Genomic DNA, 15,700 nt, shown 5'->3' on the forward strand with positions numbered 1-15,700 from the left:
GTGAACAACCAGGACCCGGCCAAAGTGCCGGGTTTTTGGCATCTGGCCTTAAAGTTTCTCAAACCCGTGCCGATAGCCTGAACATAGACACTTAAAGATGTGTGAGGTAAGTACATGAACCGGATGGCAGCCCTTCGGCAGTATCAGAAGGTCAATTCACACGCGCAGACCGCCGTCGCCACGCCGCATCGCCTCGTGCAGATGCTGATGGAGGCGGGGCTTGACCGCATCGCTCAGGCCAAAGGTGCCATCGGGCGCAAAGACATCGCCGCCAAAGGCGTGCTGATTGGCAAGGCGATCGAAATTGTCGGAGGCCTGCGCGAAGGTCTGGACATGGAAAAACAGGCTGAAGCTCTGGCCCATGTCGACAACCTGTATGTGTACATGATGAAGCGCCTGGCCGAGGCCAACATCAAGACCGACCCAAGAATTCTCGACGAAGTCAGCGGTCTGTTGACTACAGTGAAGGAAGGTTGGGACGCGATCGGCGATCAGCAACCTGCGCTGTAAAGGAGATCACCATGAGTGCTGCACTCAAGCGAATCGAAGAAACCCGCGAAGCTCTGGTCGACGCGCTCGCCGAGCGTGACTGGGCGGCCATCAGCAAGCTGGACCTGGCCTGTCGCGCCTGTGTCGACGAAGTCATTCGTGAGGCCAATGACGATGAGCCGCAGTTGCGCAGCAATCTGGAAGAGCTGTTAGGCGTGTACAGACAGATGATTGACATCGCGGTGGGGGAGCGTCAGGCAATAGTCGAAGAAATGACGCAAATCCAGCGAGCGCAAAACGCCGCAAAGGTTTACCATCTGTTCGGTTGACGCTTGGTTGATCGAAAAAATTTGTGCGCCATAAAATTGACTGTGTACGGTTTTTTGACTTAACTAGTGATGTTCACTAATTTCTGGTTGTTGTAGCGTCTCTGCGGACCATACAAAGCCAAGCTTGCCCCCGAATGGGCATCGAGTTGACTAGGGAAGTTGCTATTGCATGTGGCGTGAAATCAAGATTCTGCTGATCGATGACGATAGCCAACGCCGCCGTGACATGGCGGTGATTCTGAATTTTCTCGGCGATGAGAACCTGTCTTGCTCCAGCTCCGACTGGCAGCAGGTCGTGGGGTCTCTGGCATCCACTCGAGAAGTCCTTTGCGTGCTGGTTGGCACCGTCAATGCCCCGGGCAGTCTTCAAGGGCTGCTTAAGACCATCGCCGCCTGGGATGAGTTCCTTCCCGTCCTGCTGATGGGCGAAAATTCTTCTGCCGAGCTGGCCGAAGACTTGCGCCGACGCGTGCTGTCCACCGTCGAGATGCCGCCCAGCTACAGCAAGCTGCTGGATTCCCTGCACCGCGCCCAGGTCTATCGCGAGATGTACGACCAGGCCCGCGAGCGCGGTCGTCAACGCGAACCCAATCTGTTCCGCAGCCTCGTCGGCACCAGCCGTGCCATTCAGCACGTGCGCCAGATGATGCAGCAAGTGGCCGATACCGACGCCAGCGTGCTGATCCTGGGTGAGTCGGGCACCGGTAAGGAAGTGGTCGCGCGCAACCTGCATTACCATTCCAAACGCCGCGATGCGCCGTTCGTGCCTGTGAACTGTGGCGCCATTCCGGCCGAGCTCCTGGAAAGCGAACTGTTCGGTCACGAGAAAGGTGCCTTCACCGGGGCAATCACCAGCCGGGCAGGGCGCTTCGAACTGGCCAACGGCGGCACGCTGTTCCTCGATGAAATCGGCGACATGCCACTGCCGATGCAGGTCAAGCTGCTGCGCGTGTTACAGGAGCGCACCTTCGAGCGCGTGGGTAGCAACAAGACCCAGAGCGTTGACGTACGCATCATCGCGGCGACCCACAAGAACCTCGAAGACATGATCGAGACCGGCGGCTTCCGTGAAGACCTGTACTACCGCCTCAACGTGTTCCCGATTGAAATGGCGCCGTTGCGTGAGCGGGTGGAAGACATCCCGCTGCTGATGAACGAGCTGATTTCGCGCATGGAGCATGAGAAGCGTGGCTCGATTCGTTTCAATTCCGCCGCCATCATGTCGCTGTGTCGTCACGGCTGGCCAGGCAACGTTCGCGAACTGGCAAACCTGGTGGAGCGCATGGCGATCATGCACCCCTATGGTGTGATCGGTGTCGCCGAACTGCCGAAGAAATTCCGCTACGTCGATGACGAAGACGAGCAGTTGGTGGACAGTCTGCGCAGCGATCTGGAAGAGCGTGTGGCGATCAACGGCCATACGCCAAATTTCGCCAATGGCGCGATGCTACCTCCGGAAGGTCTGGATTTGAAGGACTATCTGGGTGGTCTGGAGCAGGGCCTGATTCAGCAGGCACTGGACGATGCGAACGGCATCGTGGCGCGAGCGGCTGAACGTTTGCGCATCCGTCGTACCACGCTGGTGGAGAAGATGCGCAAGTACGGGATGAGCCGCCGCGAGGGCGACGATCAGCTCGACGACTGACACTCGTTTGACGCGTAAAAAAGAAACCGCTGATTTTTCAGCGGTTTTTTTTCGGCACGGGGATTGCTAAGTCTCTCGCAACATACCGTTTACTGACGGTTCGCCACGCGAGAGATCAACTATGCCCCAGGCCGCTCAGATGTCTTCCGAACCTGTACCCGCGGGTTCGCAAGTGCAGCCGTCCCCGGAAGTAGAGAGTCGACAAGGGTTGGAGCAGGCGTTCGCCTTGTTCAATCAGATGTCGGCACAACTGACCGATTCCTACAGCCTGCTGGAAGCCCGGGTCACCGAGCTCAAGGGCGAATTGGCAGTCGTCAGCGCCCAGCGGATGCAGGAACTGGCCGAGAAAGAACGGCTGGCCAACCGTTTGCAAAACCTGCTCGACCTGCTGCCGGGCGGTGTGATCGTGATCGATGGCACAGGCATCGTCCGCGAGGCGAACCCCGCGGCCATCGATTTGCTGGGCGAACCGTTGATCGGCATGCTCTGGCGTCACGTGATCGCGCGTTGCTTCGCACCACGGGAAGATGACGGTCACGAAATCTCCCTGAAGGACGGGCGTCGCCTTTCTATCTCGACGCGCTCGCTGGACGCCGAGCCGGGCCAACTGGTCCTGCTCAACGACCTGACTGAAACCCGTCATTTGCAAAGCCAGTTGGCGCGCCACGAACGCTTGTCGTCCTTGGGGCGCATGGTCGCCTCGCTGGCGCATCAAATCCGCACGCCACTGTCGGCGGCAATGATTTATGCCAGCCATTTGACTGAGCAGGCGCTGAACGTCGAGACCCAGCAGCGTTTCGCCGGGCGCCTGAAAGAGCGCCTTCACGAGCTGGAGCATCAGGTCCGTGACATGCTGGTATTCGCCAGAGGCGAGTTGCCGCTGACAGATCGGGTCACGCCGGGCGAGTTGGTCGAGGCGCTGGAATCCGCCGCCCACACCCACGTGCGTGATGTCGGCGTGCGTTGGCAATGCGACAGTAACGAGGGCGAGTTGCTGTGCAACCGCGATACCCTGGTCGGCGCGCTGCTCAACCTGATCGAGAACGCGGTGCAGGCCAGTTCGGCGTCCGCTCGCGTCAAAATTCATGCGTACAACCGGGGTGACACCCTGCGGTTGTGCATCAGTGACAACGGCAGTGGCATCGACGCCGCTGCGCTGGCCCGGATGGGGGAGCCGTTCTTTACCACCAAAACCACCGGCACCGGTCTGGGGCTGGCGGTGGTGACGGCCGTCGCCAGGGCTCACCAGGGGCAGGTGCAATTCCGTTCGCGTCCGGGCCGCGGCACCTGCGCCATCGTATCCTTACCGCTGATTCCCGGCGTCGGCACCGCGGGTAACCTTTCATGACGATCAAGGTATTACTGGTCGAGGATGACCCTTCCCTGCGTGAAGCGTTGGGCGAAACCCTGGAATTGGCCGGGCATGATTACCGGGCCGTGGGCTGCGCTGAGGATGCGCTGGTGGCGGCGGGCGACAGCGCGTTCAGTCTGGTGATCAGCGACGTCAATATGCCCGGCATGGACGGGCATCAGTTGCTGGCCCAATTGCGCAGCCGTTACCCGCAATTGCCGGTTCTATTAATGACCGCACACGGCTCGGTGGACCGGGCCGTCGAAGCGATGCGTCAAGGCGCCGCCGATTATCTGGTCAAGCCATTCGAACCCAAGGCGTTGCTGGCGCTGGTCGCCCAGCATGCATTGGGGCGCCTGGGGCCTGCCGAGGGGGAGGGGCCGGTCGCGGTCGAGCCTGCCAGTGCGCAGTTGTTGAATCTGGCGGCCCGGGTGGCGAAAAGTGAATCGACGGTGTTGATTTCCGGCGAGTCGGGCACGGGTAAAGAAGTGCTCGCGCGGTTCATTCATCAGCAGTCGCCACGGGCGGGCAAGCCGTTCATTGCGATCAACTGTGCAGCGATTCCGGACAACATGCTCGAAGCCACGTTGTTCGGCCACGAGAAAGGCTCGTTCACCGGCGCCATCGCAGCCCAGGCGGGCAAGTTCGAACAGGCTGACGGCGGCACCATCCTGCTGGACGAGATTTCCGAGATGCCCATGGGCTTGCAGGCCAAGTTGCTGCGCGTGCTTCAAGAGCGAGAAGTGGAGCGGGTCGGGGCACGCAAGCCCATCGAGCTGGATATTCGCGTGCTGGCCACCACTAACCGTGATCTGGCGGGGGAAGTGGCGGCGGGGCGCTTCCGTGAAGACTTGTACTATCGGCTGTCGGTGTTCCCGCTGGCCTGGCATCCGTTGCGTCAGCGTCCCGGCGATATTCTGCCGTTGGCCGAGCGGCTGCTGGCCAAGCACGTCAATAAAATGAAGCATGCGCCGGTGCGCCTGTCTGCCGATGCACAGAAGTGTCTGGTGGGCTACAGCTGGCCGGGCAATGTGCGTGAACTGGATAACGCGGTTCAACGGGCGCTGATTCTGCAACAGGGCGGGGTGATTCAGGCCGAAGACTTCTGTCTGGCCGGGCCTGTTTCGTTTGCCTCGGTGCCTGCACCGGCGCCGGTCCTTCAGGTTTCGTCGATGCTGCCGACAACCCCGGGCGTCATTGATCCGTCGCCGGATGCGGCCGGTGGTGAATCGGCGGGGGCATTGGGTGAGGACCTGCGGCGTCGAGAGTTCCAGTTGATCATCGACACCCTGCGTGCCGAGCGCGGCCGCCGCAAGGAAGCCGCTGAACGCCTGGGTATCAGCCCGCGTACGTTGCGCTACAAGCTGGCGCAGATGCGGGATGCGGGGATGGATGTCGAGGGGTATCTGTTTGCTTCTTGAAAGAAACACCGATCGCTGTGGGAGCCGGCTTGCTGGCGAATGCGTCGGATCAGTCGTGAATCAGTGACGGACACTGCGCTATCGCCAGCCAGTCGGCTCCCACAGGTTTCCGTAATTCTTGGGTGTAGCTATCCATTCTGTAATCCTCCCAATACTTTCATGAAAAGGTGGCACTGTGCCGCCATTGGTCTGGCACCGTTGTTGCTACTGCATGGGTAACCGCTGAATCGGTGTCAAAAATTTGCGGCCCTTTTGAGAGAGAAGTCATGAGCCAAGGTGTTGAATTTAATCGCTTGATGTTGGACATGCGCTCCATGCAAATGGATGCGATGGCCATGCCCAAGGCCGTCAATGCCCCTGAGCAGACCGGTGCGACGAGCTTTTCCGACATGCTCGGCATGGCCGTCAATAAAGTGAATGACACCCAGCAGGCGTCCAATCAGTTGGCAACGGCCTTCGAAGTGGGCAAGAGCGGCGTGGACCTCACTGACGTGATGATTGCCTCGCAGAAAGCCAGCGTTTCGTTTCAGGCGCTGACCCAGGTACGCAACAAGCTGGTTCAGGCGTACCAAGACATCATGCAAATGCCGGTTTGAGGACGATTTAAGTCATGGCTGAAGCCGTCGCCGATAACGTACCTGCCAAAGCGGGTGCGACAGGAAGCAAGCCGCCGATGTTCGGTCTGGCGTTCCTGCAAAATCTCTCCGAGATGACCATGTTGCGTCAGGTCGGCCTCATGGTCGGTCTGGCCGCCAGCGTGGCGATTGGTTTTGCCGTCGTGCTTTGGTCGCAACAACCGGACTACAAGCCGCTGTATGGCAGCCTGTCCGGCATGGACACCAAGCAGGTCATGGACACGTTGGCCCAGGCCGACATTCCGTACACCGTCGAGCCGAACTCCGGCGCCTTGCTGGTCAAGTCCGAAGACCTCTCCCGTGCCCGCATCAAACTGGCCGGTGCCGGGATCGCGCAGAACGACGGCAACGTCGGCTTCGAGATTCTGGACAAGGACCAGGGCCTGGGCACCAGTCAGTTCATGGAGGCCACCCGCTATCGCCGTGGTCTGGAAGGCGAACTGGCGCGCACCATTTCCGCGTTGAACAACATCAAGGCTGCTCGCGTGCACCTGGCGATACCGAAAAGCTCGGTGTTCGTTCGCGATGACCGCAAGCCCAGCGCCTCGGTGCTGGTTGAGCTGTATGCCGGTCGTAGCCTTGAGCCGGGTCAGGTCATGGCCATCGTCAATCTGGTGGCGACCAGCGTTCCTGAGCTGACCAAATCTCAGGTCACTGTGGTCGACCAGAAGGGCAACCTGCTGTCCGATCAGGCGGAGAATTCCGAGCTGACCATGGCGGGCAAGCAATTCGACTACACCCGTCGCATGGAAAGCATGCTGACCCAGCGTGTGCAGAACATCCTGCAACCGGTGCTGGGCAACGACCGCTACAAGGCCGAAGTGTCGGCGGATGTCGACTTCAGCGCCGTCGAATCCACCGCAGAAAGCTTCAACCCTGATCAGCCTGCACTGCGCAGCGAGCAGACCACCAGCGAACAGCGCTCCAGCAGCAGCGGTCCGCAAGGTGTGCCGGGCGCACTGAGCAACCAGCCTCCAGGTCCGGCCACGGCGCCGCAAACCACGGGCGGTGGTGCAGCGGGTGCTGCCGGTCCGATCGCGCCCGGCCAGCCTCTGCTGGACGCCAACGGTCAGCAGATCATGGACCCGGCCACCGGCCAGCCGATGCTCGCGCCGTACCCGTCGGACAAGCGTAACCAGTCGACCAAGAACTTCGAACTGGACCGTTCCATCAGCCACACCAAACAGCAGCAGGGCAAGATCAATCGCTTGTCGGTGGCGGTCGTGGTGGACGATCAGGTCAAGGTCAACCCGGCCAACGGGGAAACCACGACGGTGCCGTGGACCGCCGAGCAACTGGCGCGCTTCACCCGTCTGGTGCAGGACGCCGTCGGTTTCGACGCCGCCCGTGGCGACAGCGTGAGCGTGATCAACGTGCCGTTCTCCACCGACCGTGGCGAAGTGATTCCCGACATTCCGTTCTACTCGCAACCATGGTTCTGGGACATCGTCAAACAGGCGATGGGCGTGATCTTCATCCTGGTGCTGGTGTTCGGCGTGCTGCGTCCGGTGCTGAACAACATCACCAACCCGAAAGGCAAGCATGCTGACGGCGACGTCGAGTTGGGCGGCATGGTGGGTCTGGACGGTGAGCTGTCCAATGACCGCGTGAGTCTGGGCGGTCCGCAAAGCATCCTGCTGCCGAGCCCGAGTGAGGGTTATGACGCGCAGCTCAACGCAATCAAGAGCCTGGTGGCTGAAGACCCGGCTCGTGTGGCTCAGGTCGTAAAAGAGTGGATCAACACAGATGAGTGAGACTCGTGCAGCGGTCAAACTGACCCGCGTTGACAAGGCCGCGATCCTGCTGCTCACCCTGGGTGAGACGGACGCCGCGCAGGTTCTGCGTCACATGGGTCCCAAAGAGGTCCAGCGTGTCGGTGTGGCCATGGCGCAGATGCGCAATGTGCACCGCGAGCAGGTCGAACAGGTGATGGGCGAATTCGTCGATCTGGTCGGCGATCAGACCGGCGTCGGCATCGGATCGGATGGTTACATCCGCAAGATGCTGACCCAGGCGCTGGGCGAGGACAAGGCCAACGGCCTGATCGACCGCATTCTGCTGGGTGGCAACACCAGTGGTCTGGACAGCCTGAAGTGGATGGAACCGCGTGCTGTTGCGGACGTCATTCGCTATGAGCACCCGCAGATCCAGGCCATCGTCGTCGCTTATCTGGATGCTGACCAGGCCGGTGAAGTGCTCGGCCATTTCGACCACAAGGTGCGTCTGGATATCATCCTGCGCGTCTCGTCGTTGAACACCGTGCAGCCTGCGGCCCTGAAAGAATTGAACCAGATCCTTGAGAAGCAGTTCTCGGGCAACGCCAACACCTCGCGTACCACCTTGGGCGGTATCAAACGTGCGGCGGACATCATGAACTTCCTCGACAGTTCGGTCGAAGGCCAGCTCATGGATTCCATCCGCGAGGTGGACGAAGACCTGTCGACCCAGATCGAAGACCTCATGTTCGTCTTCAACAACCTGGCAGACGTCGACGACCGTGGCATTCAGGCGTTGCTGCGCGAAGTCTCTTCCGACGTGCTGGTGCTGGCGCTCAAGGGCTCCGACGAGGCGATCAAGGAAAAGATCTTCAAGAACATGTCCAAGCGGGCCGCCGAATTGCTGCGCGACGACCTGGAAGCCAAAGGCCCGGTTCGCGTCAGCGACGTGGAAGCTGCACAGAAAGAGATCCTCACCATTGCCCGTCGTATGGCGGAGGCCGGGGAGATCGTTCTCGGCGGCAAGGGTGGCGAGGAAATGATTTAAGAGTAGGTAGTCGATGTTCAGCTCCGATAAAGAAGCACCCAGCGAGCTCATTCGGGCCAAGGATCTGCGAGGGATCGATGTCTGGGCATTGCCCAGCTTCGACCCTCATGTGGAGCCTGAGCCTGAACCCGAGATTGAAGAGCCGGAACCTGCCGAAAGCGAAGAAGTCCCGCTGGAGGAAGTCCAGCCGCTGACGCTGGAAGAGCTGGAGAGCATCCGTCAGGACGCCTACAACGAAGGCTTTGCCATCGGCGAGAAAGAGGGCTTTCACAGCACCCAGTTGAAGGTGCGTCAGGAAGCCGAGGTGGCGCTGGCCGCCAAGCTGCAAAGCCTGGAAACCCTGATGAGTCATCTGTTCGAGCCGATTGCCGATCAGGACGCGCAGATTGAAAAGTCGGTGGTTCAGTTGGTCGAGCATCTGGCGCGGGAAGTGATACAGCGTGAGCTGAAGACCGACTCCAGCCAGATCGGCAAGGTCTTGCAAGACGCATTACGTCTGCTGCCCATGGGCGCCAACAACGTGCGGATTCTGGTCAACTCTCAGGATTTCGCTCAGGTCAAAGCCCTGCGTGAGCGCCATGAAGAAAACTGGCGCATCCTTGAAGACGACACGCTGCAACCGGGCGGTTGTCGGGTGGAGACCGAACACAGCCGTATCGACGCAACGGTCGAAACCCGCTTGAGCGTCGCCATCGCCAAGATGTTCGATCAGCTTCATGAGCAGGCGCTGCACCCGGCCATGCCGGACGTCAGCGTCGATCTGGAGGCGGCTATCAAGAGCGCTGAAGATGCGCTGAACAAGACCCCGGACGCCTCCGATGCGTCTTGAACGCACCAGCTTTGGCAAGCGCCTGAGCACCTATGCTGAAGCCATTCGTCTGCCGGTTCAGCCGGTGGTAGAAGGGCGTCTGCTGCGCATGGTTGGCCTGACCCTCGAAGCGGAAGGCTTGCGCGCGGCGATGGGCAGCCGCTGTGTGGTGATCAACGATGACAACCATCACCCAGTGGAAGTCGAGGCCGAAGTCATGGGCTTCGCCGGGGGCAAGGTCTTTCTGATGCCCGTGGGCAGCGTCGCCGGTATCGCGCCGGGCGCCCGGGTGGTGCCGCTGCCGGACACCGGTCGCCTGCCGATGGGCATGACCATGCTCGGTCGTGTGCTGGATGGCGCCGGTCGCCCGCTGGACGGCAAGGGCGGCATGAAGGCCGAAGACTGGGTGCCGCTGGATGGCCCGACCATCAACCCCCTCAAGCGCGATCCGATCAGCCAGCCACTGGACGTGGGCATTCGCTGCATCAACGGGTTGTTGACGGTTGGTCGCGGTCAGCGCCTGGGCCTGTTCGCAGGGACTGGTGTGGGTAAGTCCGTGCTACTGGGCATGATGACCCGCTTCACCGAGGCCGACATCATCGTGGTCGGGCTGATCGGCGAGCGGGGCCGTGAGGTGAAGGAATTCATCGAGCACATTCTCGGCGAAGAAGGCCTCAAGCGTTCGGTGGTGGTCGCGTCCCCGGCGGATGATGCGCCGCTGATGCGGCTGCGCGCAGCGATGTACTGCACGCGCATCGCTGAATATTTCCGCGACAAGGGCAAGAACGTCCTGTTGCTGATGGACTCGCTGACACGTTTCGCCCAGGCTCAGCGGGAAATCGCGCTGGCCATCGGCGAGCCGCCCGCGACCAAAGGTTATCCGCCTTCGGTGTTCGCCAAGTTGCCGAAGCTGGTCGAGCGTGCCGGTAATGCGGAAAAGGGCGGGGGTTCGATCACTGCGTTCTACACCGTGCTGTCCGAAGGCGACGACCAACAAGACCCGATTGCTGACTCGGCGCGGGGCGTGCTCGACGGGCACATCGTGCTGTCCCGACGTTTGGCTGAGGAAGGGCATTACCCGGCCATCGACATCGAAGCGTCCATCAGCCGGGTCATGCCGTCGGTGGTCGATCCGCAGCACATGGTGCAGGCGCAGTACTTCAAGCAGTTGTGGTCGCGTTACCAGCAGAGTCGCGATTTGATCAGCGTCGGCGCGTACGTCGCCGGTGGTGATCGCGAGACGGACCTGGCCATCAACCTGCAACCGCAGCTCGTTCAGTACCTGCGTCAAGGGTTGCACGACAACGAAAGCATGCAGAGCAGTGAGGAGCAGTTGGCGAAGATCTTCAATCCCCAGGGCGGAGGCTGATAGGCCATGGCGCAGACTCGCGCGGGCCGCCTGGCGCCGGTGGTGGAAATGGCCGAGAAGGCCGAAAAGGCCGCCGTCCAGCGTCTGGGGCATTTTCAGGGGCAGGTCCGGCTGGCGGAAGGCAAGCTCGCCGAGCTGGAAAAATTTCGTTCCGACTATCAACAGCAGTGGATCAACAAGGGCGCTCATGGGGTGTCCGGCCAGTGGCTCATGAACTATCAGCGCTTCCTCAATCAGCTCGAAACTGCCGTCAGTCAGCAACGGCAGAGCCTCAACTGGCACCAGAACAACCTCAACAAGGCGCGCGGCGAATGGCAGAAGGCCTACGCGCGGGTGGAAGGCTTGCGCAAACTGGTGCAGCGCTACATCGACGAAGCCCGGGCGCTGGAAGACAAGCGCGAGCAGAAGCTGCTGGATGAACTGTCCCAGCGCTTGCCGCGGCATGAGGCGTTCTAGTGGGTGATGTCGTGATCTTCAGTGAGAGCTCACTGGGCCGGTGAACGCGTTGGGTCAGTTGAGAACCTAGTCATCGACATACCGCTTTCGCCACCAGGTCGGCTCCCACAAAAGTCGCGTCGAATCCAAATCTTCAGCTCGACGCTGAATCTGTGGGAGCCGGCTTGCTGGCGAATGGGCCTGTCAGTCAGTTCATTTATCACTGATCAACCGCTTTGGCCGCCCAACCGGCTCCCAAAAGGCTCTGCGTTGTGCCTGACACCGACCGCTCACCGCAATCTCCATTTGCCGCGCCGCACAAGCAGTGCTAAAACTTCACCCGTCTGACGCTGTTTCATATAAGGGATTTGCCTATGTCAGTAACCTCCGAGCGTGCTCCCGACGGGCAGCAACTGACCATCAAGATCAAGGGACGTTTCGACTTTTCCACGCATCAGGATTTTCGCGGGGCCTACGAGAAAGAAACCCGCGCCGCCCGTTATGTGGTCGACCTGAAAGACACCAATTACCTCGACAGTTCGGCGTTGGGCATGCTCCTGTTGCTGCGTGATCATGCCGGCGGTGACCGCGCCGACGTGCGGTTGGAAAACTGCAGCGCTGACGTGGTCAAGATTCTTGCCATTTCCAACTTCGCCAAACTCTTCCATATCGGCTGATGGTGGAATCTGCGCCGCCTGAGCGATTGAAGATCCTCATCGCCGACGACAATGCCAGTGACCGCATGTTGCTGTCGGCGATCATCAGTCGCCAGGGCCATGAAGTGCTGAATGCCTGCGACGGTGCCGAGGCCGTTGCGGTGTTCGAGCGCAGCCGCCCGCAATTGATCCTGCTCGACGCCCTGATGCCGGTGATGGACGGATTTGAGGCCGCACGGCAAATCAAGGAGTTGGCGGGGGAGTCGCTGGTCCCGATCATTTTCCTGACATCGCTGACCGAAGGCGAGGCGCTGGCCCGTTGTCTGGACGCCGGGGGCGATGATTTCGTGGCCAAGCCTTACAACCAGGTGGTGCTGGCGGCCAAGATCAACGCCATGAACCGCCTGCGGCTGTTGCAGGAAACCGTTCTGCAGCAACGCGACCTGATTGCCCGGCACCACAAATACCTGCTCAACGAACAGCGCGTGGCCAAGGCAGTGTTCGATCAGATCGCCCACTCCGGTTGCTTGAGCGCTCCCAATATTCGCTACTTGCAATCCCCTTATGCGCTGTTCAACGGCGACCTGCTGCTGGCGGCCTGGGCGCCGTCCGGCAACATGCACCTGCTGCTGGGCGACTTCACCGGCCATGGCCTTCCGGCGGCGGTGGGCGCCATGCCATTGGCGGAAGTCTTCTACGGCATGACCGCCAAGGGCTATGGGCTGCCAGAAACCCTGCGCGAGATGAACGCCAAGCTCAAACGCATTCTGCCGGTGGACATGTTCTGCTGCGCCGCGCTGATCTGCGTGAACTTCAAGCAGCAGCAGGTCGAGGTCTGGAACGGCGGTTTGCCCGACGGTTATCTGCTGCATGCCGATGGTCGCCCGCACACGCCGCTGGTGTCCTCTCACTTGCCGTTGGGCGTGCTGAGCGCCAGCAGTTTTGACGACAACACGCAGGTCTATCCCTTCGCAGCCGGTGATCGGGTGTTCCTGCTCTCCGATGGGGTGGTGGACAGCACCGACGAGAGCGGCGAGATGTTCGGCGCGCGGCGTTTACAGAACGTGTTCGTCTCCAATCGCAACCCCGACCTGCTGATGGAAGAGGTGCAGTGGGCGCTGGCGCGCTTTCGCGGGCAAGTGCGCGATGACGTGAGCATGGTCGAAGTGGGCTTCACGGAGCCGGAATCTCTTGGCCCGCCATCGGTCATTTACAGTGACAGTGGCGATTCCAGCCCGCTGGACTGGTCGGCGAGTTTTGAATTCCGGGCATCGACCCTCAAACGTTTCAACCCTTTGCCCTACCTGTTGCAGTTGTTGCAGGAAGTGCACGGCCTGCGTCAGCAAAGCGGCGAGCTGTACACCGTGATGGCTGAGCTGTACAGCAATGCGCTGGAGCATGGTGTGCTGGGGCTGGATTCGGCGCTCAAGCAGGACGCGGCGGGTTTTGCTCTGTACTACCAGCAGCGCGGCGAGCGGCTGGATAACCTGGAAGACGGTTTCATCCGGTTTAACTTCCAGATAATCCCGGTGGCGCAGGGTGGCGGTCGGCTGATCGTTCAGGTGCACGACAGTGGCAACGGATTCAATGTCGAGCAGGTGCTGGCCCTGCCGCCTGCGGTCAATCAGCTGTCCGGGCGTGGGTTGAGTCTGGTCAGGGAGCTTAGCGACCGCTGTCAGTGGTCGACGGATGGTCGGACGGCCTCTGTGGAGTTCGTCTGGGAGGGTCTGGCATAATCCCGCGATTCTTGATCAAGGAGCGAACAAGTCTTGGAAAATCATGTGGATCTGGCCGTTCTCGGCACATTGCGTGATGTCATGGAGGGTGAGTACCCGGCGCTGCTGGAGGTGTTCATCAAGGATTCCGAAAAGCGCGTCAGGGATCTGAACCAACTGATCCTGGCACCAGGCTTCTCGACAGCATCGGCCAGCCAGATGGAGCAGGTCGGCATGATGGCCCACAGCTTCAAAGGCAGTTGCAGCAACATGGGTGCCGTCGATCTGGCGCAGTTGTGCCGTCAGCTTGAAGACCTTTCCCATGGGCCTGTCACTGCTACTGATGCCCAAGTCAAGCAATTGATCAAAGCCATCGAGGTTGAGCACCGGGTGGTGCGCGATTTTTTCGATGTCGAATTGCAGACCAGCCTCATCGGTCGATGAGCGCCGATCGCCAGATTTTCAGAAGCTGGCCCGCCATTTGCTAGACATCTGTGCAATCGTGCTCTTGCGGAGATCAACATGGCCCTCGCCAACAACCCTTTATTGACGGCTCTGACCGCTGCCAAAGCCCAGAAAGCCAGCGCCGCCACGTCGGCAAAGGCGCCAGACCCCGTCAAGGACAACACTTCCAGCTTTTCGAGCGTGTTTGCCAAACAGGCCGGCCCCAAGCCGTCCAGTGTCGATGACAGCCCGGCCAAACCGTCCAGCGCCAAGAGTCCGGCAGCAGACCGCAAGGACAGCGCCAGCCACTCATCTGCCGCTTCCGACAAGACCGTTGCCGGTAACGGCAATGGCTTGCCTGCCAAGACGGTGAACAGCAAAACCGACAACCGCGCCGACAACGACAGCGACGACGATTCCGACGACGACACCTCAGACGCGTCGAACGCTTCCACCGATTCGACGGTTGTCGACGCCACTGTCACGGACTCGGTGTTGGACCCGACGTTGGCGGTCATGCCGCCGGTCACTGAACCTGTGCAGCCAGTGGTCGATCCGCAGCCTGTGGTGGATCCGGCGGCGCTGCTGGCCAGTACCGCGCAAGTGATTCCACCGCCGACCGTTCAAGCGCCGACCGCGGCGACTGCCACCGATGCTTCCGATGACACTTTCGATCCGTCGGCCGATCCACTGGAAGGGTTGACGGCGGTTCAGGTCGCGCTGGAGAACAAGACCCAGCAGACCGCGCAGAACTCCGCACACCTGACCGACGCCAGCAAGACCACCGGCAAGCAGGATCCGAATGCCGATCCGGCGCAGATGCTGGCCGGTAATCTGGCGGCCTTGGGCGATCAGTCTGTCGACAAGAACGCCACCGAGAGTGGCGGTGACAAGGCGTTCGGCAGTCTGCTGGCCGACGGCCTGAAAGACGTCAAAGGGGCGAGCAGCGATACGCGCGTCGACAACTTCGCTGATCGTCTGGCGGCATTGTCTCAGGCGGCCCAGGTCAAGCCGGGTTCTGCGACGCCATCGCCATTGCTCAATCAGCCGTTGGCGATGAATCAGAGTGGCTGGACCGAAGGCGTGGTCAACCGCGTGATGTACCTGTCCAGTCAAAACTTGAAACAGGCGGATATTCAACTGGAACCGGCTGAACTCGGCCGTCTGGACATTCGCGTCAATATGGCGGCAGACCAGCAGACGCAGGTCACCTTCATGAGCGCCCACGTGGGTGTGCGTGATGCGCTGGAAAGCCAGATGACCCGTCTGCGCGACTCCTTTGCCCAGCAGGGCATGGGGCAGGTGGACGTGAACGTGTCCGATCAGTCGCGCAACATGCAGCAACAGGCGCAACAGCAGTCCGGCGGCAACGCCCAGCGCGGTAACGGCGCCAGCGGTTCGGGCAATGCCAGCGGCAGCGACCTGATCGCCGACGGCGCCCCGATCGATGCTGCCAGTGCCGTGGCCAGCGCACCGCTGACCGTCGTGGGTTCCAGCGCGGTCGATTACTACGCTTGATTCATCGCGTGGCGGATCGATCTGCCACGCCGCAACACCTGTGGGAGCGAATGAATTCGCTCCCACAGTCTCTCTCCCACCTTCTGTTTTCAACTCTGGCACACACCTTGCTCTCCCTCTGT

At 60.8% G+C, this 15,700-nt stretch carries 15 protein-coding genes; all 15 read left to right on the forward strand.

What is annotated here, in order from left to right:
* Positions 1-114: 114 nt before the first annotated feature.
* The 15 genes from fliS to ACI5GA_RS24470 all read left to right on the forward strand — a co-directional run bounded on the left by fliS (position 115) and on the right by ACI5GA_RS24470 (position 15,578).
* Positions 115-510 (forward strand): flagellar export chaperone FliS, encoded by a 396-nt coding sequence (gene fliS / locus ACI5GA_RS24400; RefSeq protein WP_404632907.1) that lies wholly within the window; start codon positions 115-117, stop codon positions 508-510.
* 11 nt (positions 511-521) lie between these two features.
* Positions 522-818 (forward strand): flagellar protein FliT, encoded by a 297-nt coding sequence (locus ACI5GA_RS24405; RefSeq protein WP_404632909.1) that lies wholly within the window; start codon positions 522-524, stop codon positions 816-818.
* Positions 819-987: 169 nt separating this feature from the next.
* Complete coding sequence (fleQ, locus tag ACI5GA_RS24410; protein WP_421424621.1) at positions 988-2,463, forward strand: transcriptional regulator FleQ; 1,476 nt, start codon at positions 988-990, stop codon at positions 2,461-2,463.
* A gap of 139 nt (positions 2,464-2,602) precedes the next feature.
* Entirely contained in the window at positions 2,603-3,811 is a 1,209-nt protein-coding gene (locus ACI5GA_RS24415) for a sensor histidine kinase (protein WP_421424623.1), read from the forward strand.
* Positions 3,808-5,235 carry a sigma-54-dependent transcriptional regulator gene (locus tag ACI5GA_RS24420; RefSeq protein WP_421424625.1) on the forward strand — a complete coding sequence of 476 codons (1,428 nt, stop codon included), beginning with the start codon at positions 3,808-3,810 and terminating at the stop codon, positions 5,233-5,235. Before ACI5GA_RS24415 ends, ACI5GA_RS24420 begins: the two co-directional genes overlap by 4 nt.
* A gap of 266 nt (positions 5,236-5,501) precedes the next feature.
* Entirely contained in the window at positions 5,502-5,831 is a 330-nt protein-coding gene (gene fliE / locus ACI5GA_RS24425; RefSeq protein ID WP_404632917.1) for a flagellar hook-basal body complex protein FliE, read from the forward strand.
* A 14-nt stretch (positions 5,832-5,845) separates the two neighbouring features.
* Entirely contained in the window at positions 5,846-7,624 is a 1,779-nt protein-coding gene (gene fliF / locus ACI5GA_RS24430; protein WP_404632919.1) for a flagellar basal-body MS-ring/collar protein FliF, read from the forward strand.
* A complete protein-coding gene (gene fliG / locus ACI5GA_RS24435; RefSeq protein ID WP_404632921.1) occupies positions 7,617-8,633 on the forward strand; it encodes a flagellar motor switch protein FliG in 1,017 nt (338 codons plus the stop codon). Before fliF ends, fliG begins: the two co-directional genes overlap by 8 nt.
* 13 nt (positions 8,634-8,646) lie before the next feature.
* Positions 8,647-9,462: a flagellar assembly protein FliH gene (fliH, locus tag ACI5GA_RS24440; RefSeq protein WP_404632923.1), complete on the forward strand. Its 816-nt coding sequence runs from the start codon at positions 8,647-8,649 to the stop codon at positions 9,460-9,462.
* A complete protein-coding gene (gene fliI / locus ACI5GA_RS24445; protein WP_421424627.1) occupies positions 9,452-10,810 on the forward strand; it encodes a flagellar protein export ATPase FliI in 1,359 nt (452 codons plus the stop codon). The genes fliH and fliI overlap by 11 nt, the downstream gene beginning before the upstream one ends.
* 6 nt (positions 10,811-10,816) lie before the next feature.
* A complete protein-coding gene (gene fliJ, locus ACI5GA_RS24450) occupies positions 10,817-11,266 on the forward strand; it encodes a flagellar export protein FliJ (RefSeq protein ID WP_404632927.1) in 450 nt (149 codons plus the stop codon).
* Positions 11,267-11,619: 353 nt separating this feature from the next.
* Positions 11,620-11,922, forward strand: coding sequence for an STAS domain-containing protein (locus ACI5GA_RS24455; protein WP_421424628.1), 303 nt, complete (start codon positions 11,620-11,622; stop codon positions 11,920-11,922).
* On the forward strand, positions 11,922-13,637 hold the full coding sequence (locus tag ACI5GA_RS24460) for a SpoIIE family protein phosphatase (RefSeq protein ID WP_404632931.1): 1,716 nt from the start codon (positions 11,922-11,924) through the stop codon (positions 13,635-13,637). The genes ACI5GA_RS24455 and ACI5GA_RS24460 overlap by 1 nt, the downstream gene beginning before the upstream one ends.
* A 33-nt stretch (positions 13,638-13,670) precedes the next feature.
* On the forward strand, positions 13,671-14,060 hold the full coding sequence (locus ACI5GA_RS24465) for an Hpt domain-containing protein (RefSeq protein WP_404632933.1): 390 nt from the start codon (positions 13,671-13,673) through the stop codon (positions 14,058-14,060).
* A 78-nt stretch (positions 14,061-14,138) separates the two neighbouring features.
* Positions 14,139-15,578 (forward strand): flagellar hook-length control protein FliK, encoded by a 1,440-nt coding sequence (locus ACI5GA_RS24470; RefSeq protein ID WP_421424630.1) that lies wholly within the window; start codon positions 14,139-14,141, stop codon positions 15,576-15,578.
* Positions 15,579-15,700 lie beyond the last annotated feature (122 nt).

This window comes from Pseudomonas sp. Pseu.R1 (assembly GCF_045764065.1).
In the GTDB taxonomy this organism is placed as follows: Bacteria; Pseudomonadota; Gammaproteobacteria; order Pseudomonadales; family Pseudomonadaceae; genus Aquipseudomonas.